At 72.3% G+C, this 3,703-nt stretch carries 3 protein-coding genes and 1 pseudogene; 2 read left to right on the top strand and 2 right to left on the bottom strand.

The annotated features are described in order from the left end of the window. Window positions 1-274 (top strand): annotated as a pseudogene (locus QOL99_RS15810) (hypothetical protein); the annotation flags it as partial. 137 nt (window positions 275-411) lie between these two features. Beyond that, complete coding sequence (rsgA, locus tag QOL99_RS15805; protein ID WP_285525234.1) at window positions 412-1,425, top strand: ribosome small subunit-dependent GTPase A; 1,014 nt, start codon at window positions 412-414, stop codon at window positions 1,423-1,425. A 315-nt stretch (window positions 1,426-1,740) separates the two neighbouring features. On the opposite strand, the gene QOL99_RS15800 is transcribed toward rsgA, so the two are convergent. Beyond that, window positions 1,741-2,136, bottom strand: coding sequence for an HU family DNA-binding protein (locus QOL99_RS15800; protein ID WP_407650206.1), 396 nt, complete (start codon window positions 2,134-2,136; stop codon window positions 1,741-1,743). A gap of 341 nt (window positions 2,137-2,477) precedes the next feature. Then, on the bottom strand, window positions 2,478-3,703 hold a 1,226-nt coding region (locus QOL99_RS15795; protein WP_285525231.1), incomplete at its 5' end, for an aldehyde dehydrogenase family protein.

Here is a 3,703-nt window from a genome sequence, read left to right as displayed (position 1 = left end):
GGCCAGGGCCGCCCTGATCGCGCAGGGGGAGACGCCCCAGCAGCGGCGGGTGCTCACGCTGCTGGCCGACTCGACGCCCTGGGCGGGCGGCCAGGGCGAGGGGATGCGTTACACCGGGCTGCTCGACCGCCTCGCGCCCTCCGGCGAGCCCGCCGCCGAGATGGCGATTCACCGGGCGCTGTGGACGCTGGCCGAGCGCCGCGTGCTGGCCGTCTCGCCGCATGGGGAGATCACGGCGTGCGAGCTGCCGGTGACGGTGGAGGCAAAGGGCTAGAGCGTGGGGCAGGCGGGCGGGCAGGCCCTGCGGCCGAGGGTCAACTTCACCGCAAGCCGCCCATTCCGCTCGCGGGGCCGCCCGATCTACCCTGAGCCCATGCCCCTGCCTCACCTCTCCCCGCGTTTCCGGTCCCGATGAGCCCCGACCCCCTGCACGCCCTGGGCTGGTCCGCGAACTTTGCCGAGGCGGCCCGCGAGATGGTCTCGGCCGCCCCGCCCGAGGTCCGGCCGCAACTGGAACCCGGCCGGGTGGCCCGCACCGGGCGCAGCACCCTGCAGGTCTGGACGGCGAGGGGGCCGGAGGAGGCGGCGCTGCCGGGGGCCTTCCGGCACGCCGTGGCGGGGGGCCAGACCTCGCCGGTCATCGGGGACTGGGTGATGGTGGAGCGCCGCGCGGGATCGCCGCTGCGGGTCGTGGAGGTGCTGCCCCGCCGGACCAGCTTTGCGCGGGCGGTGCAGGGCGGCCTGGCAGAACAGGTGATCGCGGCCAATGTGGACGTGGTGTTTATCGTGACCACGCCAGACCTCGATTTCGACCTGCCCCGGCTGGGCCGCTACGTCGCGGCCGTGGGGCTCAGCGGGGCGCGGCCGGTCGTGCTGCTGAACAAGGCGGACGCCGTGCCGGAGGTTCATTCCCTGGCCGGGTCGGTCGCGGCCCTGGCCCCGGACCTGCCGGTGCACGCGGTCGCGGCGGCGACGGGCCAGGGTCTGGACGCCCTGCGGCCCTACTTCGGCGAGGGGGTCACGGTCGCCCTGATCGGCTCCTCGGGGGTCGGCAAGTCCACCCTGACGAACCGCCTGCTGGGGCGCGAGGCCGCCGCGACCGGCGCGGTGCGGGACCAGGACGGGCAGGGACGCCACACGACGACCACGCGCACCCTCTACCGCCTGCCCGCTGGGGGCCTGCTGATCGACAATCCGGGGCTGCGGGACATCGCCGTGTGGGACGGGGACGCCGGGACCGGAAGCTCGCGCTTCGGGGTGATCGAGGAACTCGCCACCCGCTGCCGCTACCGGGGCTGCACGCACCGCACCGAGCCCGGCTGCGCGGTGCGCCGGGCGGTGGAGCGGGGCGAGATCGGGGCCGAGCTGGTGGCCGCCTACACCGGGGCCCGGGACCTGCCCCCACGCCGGGCCAAACGGCGCTGAGCCGGGCACGCTGGAGGTGGCAAGGCGTGATCTCTTGGGTTGAGGGGAAGAAACCCGTGAAGGACACGAAAAGCCCCTCTCCCCTTGCGGGGGACTGGCACAGCTCCGCAAGGGGAGGGGTTGGGGACTCGCAGAGCTGCGGAGCAGAGGGGGGTGGACGGCCACGCGGTCCCAGCGCGGTTAGAGCCCTACAGGTACAGGGTTAGAAAACTGTCCGCGCCATCGGCCACACCCGCACATCCCACCTGCCTCCACCGCGCACCAACAACCGGGCCGCCCCCAGCTGGGAGGGCGGCCCGGACAGGAGCGGAAGGCTTAGAGGTTGCCCTTGAGGGTGCTGGCGACCTTGAAGGCCACCTTCTTGCCCGCGGGAATCTGGATCTTCTCGGAGGTACCGGGGCGCACGCCGGTGCGGGCGGCGGTGGCCTTGACGCTGAGGGTCCCCAGGCCGGGCAGGCCCACGCTCTGGCCGCCGCGGATGGCGTCCACGACCACGTCGAGCATGGCGCTGACGGCTTCCTCGCTCTGCTTCTTGGTCAGGCCGGTCTTCTCGGCGACCTGCTCGACCAGCTGGGTCTTGGCGACCTTGCCGCTGCGGTCGCCGCTCTCGGTGCTGGTGCTGCGGCCACGGGTCGCGCCGCCGTTGGCACCCCGGCTGGCCGTGCCCTCGGACTTCTTGCTGGCCGTCGCCTTCGTCGTTTTCTTCGTCATGGCGTGCAGCATGACATATGTGATGGAAGGCGGAAAGGGGGGGTATCTGCCGTCCAGGCCCTCCAGCACGCATTCCTCCAGGTCATTCGCCCAAAAACGTCGTGCTGGACGCTGTTTCCAGAAAGTTCATTAAGTCACGTTTAAGACCGGGCACCCCCACCGCCCCCGCCTGGCGCGGCTTCCAGAGCATGTGCCGTAGGAAGGCGGTGGGGTTCCACCTTCGTTGGCCGAGCGGACTGGCAAAGCTGCGCAGCAGAGCGAGCGAATGGGACAGGAGCATGGGGCAGCCTGGGAAGGCACCTGGGTGCTGTCCCCCGGGGGCCGTCATTCTGTCCAATGCTCTAGCGCAGCACGACCGTCTTCACGTAGGTGAGTTCCTCGACCGAGGCGCGGGCCCCCTCGCGGCCGAAACCGCTGTCCTTGATGCCGCCGTAGGGCATCTGGTCCACCCGGAAGGTGCTGGGGTCGTTCACGATCACCCCGCCCGCCTCCAGGTCGCGGGCTGCCTCCAGCGCGTGCCCGAGGTTGGTCGTGAACACCCCCGTCTGCAGGCCGTAACGGCTGCGGTTGGCGGCGGCGATGGCCTCCGCCCAGCTTGCGGCGCGGGAGAGGACCACCACAGGGCCGAACGCCTCCTCCGCGACGATCCGGGCCTGCTCGGGCACGTCCTCCAGCACGGTGGGAGGCAGGATATTGCCCCGGGGGGTGCCGCCCAGCAGCAGCCGTCCGCCGAGGGCCTGCGCTTCCCCGATCCAGTCTCCCAGCCGTTCCAGCGCCGCCGCCCCGATCAGCGGCCCCACGTCGGTCGCCTCGTCGAGAGGGTCACCGCACACCAGCGACCGGCTGGCCTCCAGAAAGACCTCCCGGAAGCGGTCGTAGGCGGCCTCGTGCACGATCAGGCGCTGGGGGTGGATGCACACCTGTCCCTGGTAGGCGAAGGAGACGGCGGCGAGTGCCCGCGCCGCGCCCTCCACGTCGCTCTCGGCGTCCACGAGATTGGCGCTGTTGTTGCCCAGTTCCAGCACGACGGGCTTGAGGCCGCTGCCGCGCTTGATGCTCTCGCCCACGCCCGGACTGCCGGTAAAGCTCACCAGCGCGACCTCCGGCGCCGAGGTCAGCGCCGCGCCCAGCTCGGGTCCGCCGTGCAGCACGCCCACCGCGCCAGGTGGGAATCCGGCGTCCCGCAGCAGCTCCGCCAGCAGGTTGGCGGTCAGCGGCGTCTGGGGCGCGGGCTTGAGAATCACCACGTTGCCGCCCGCGAGCGCCGGGCCGACCTTGTGCAGCGCGAGGTTCAGCGGAAAGTTGAAAGGGCTGATCGCCGCGATGATCCCGCGCGGCTCGCGGCGGGTAAACCCGATCCGGCCCTCCCCGAAGCGGCTGGCGTCCAGCGGAATCCCCTCGCCCGCGAGCCGCAGCGCCTCGTCGGCCGCGAAGGCGAGGTTCTCCACACTGCGGGCGACCTCCACCCGCGACGCCTTGAGCGGCTTGCCCGCCTCGGTGGCGATGGTGCGGGCGAAGAGGTCGGCCCGCTCCGCGAGCAGCGCGGAGGCCCGGCGCAGGCCGTCGG

The sequence above is a fragment of the Deinococcus rhizophilus genome (assembly GCF_030271215.1).
GTDB lineage: Bacteria > Deinococcota > Deinococci > Deinococcales > Deinococcaceae > Deinococcus > Deinococcus rhizophilus.
This window is presented reverse-complemented; position numbering and strand designations above follow the sequence as displayed.

Coding starts and splice junctions, on each gene's coding strand:
- rsgA (WP_285525234.1), top strand. CDS start 412: ATGAGCCCCGACCCCCTGCACGCCCTGGGCTGGTCCGCGAACTTTGCC.
- QOL99_RS15800 (WP_407650206.1), bottom strand. CDS start 2,136: ATGACGAAGAAAACGACGAAGGCGACGGCCAGCAAGAAGTCCGAGGGC.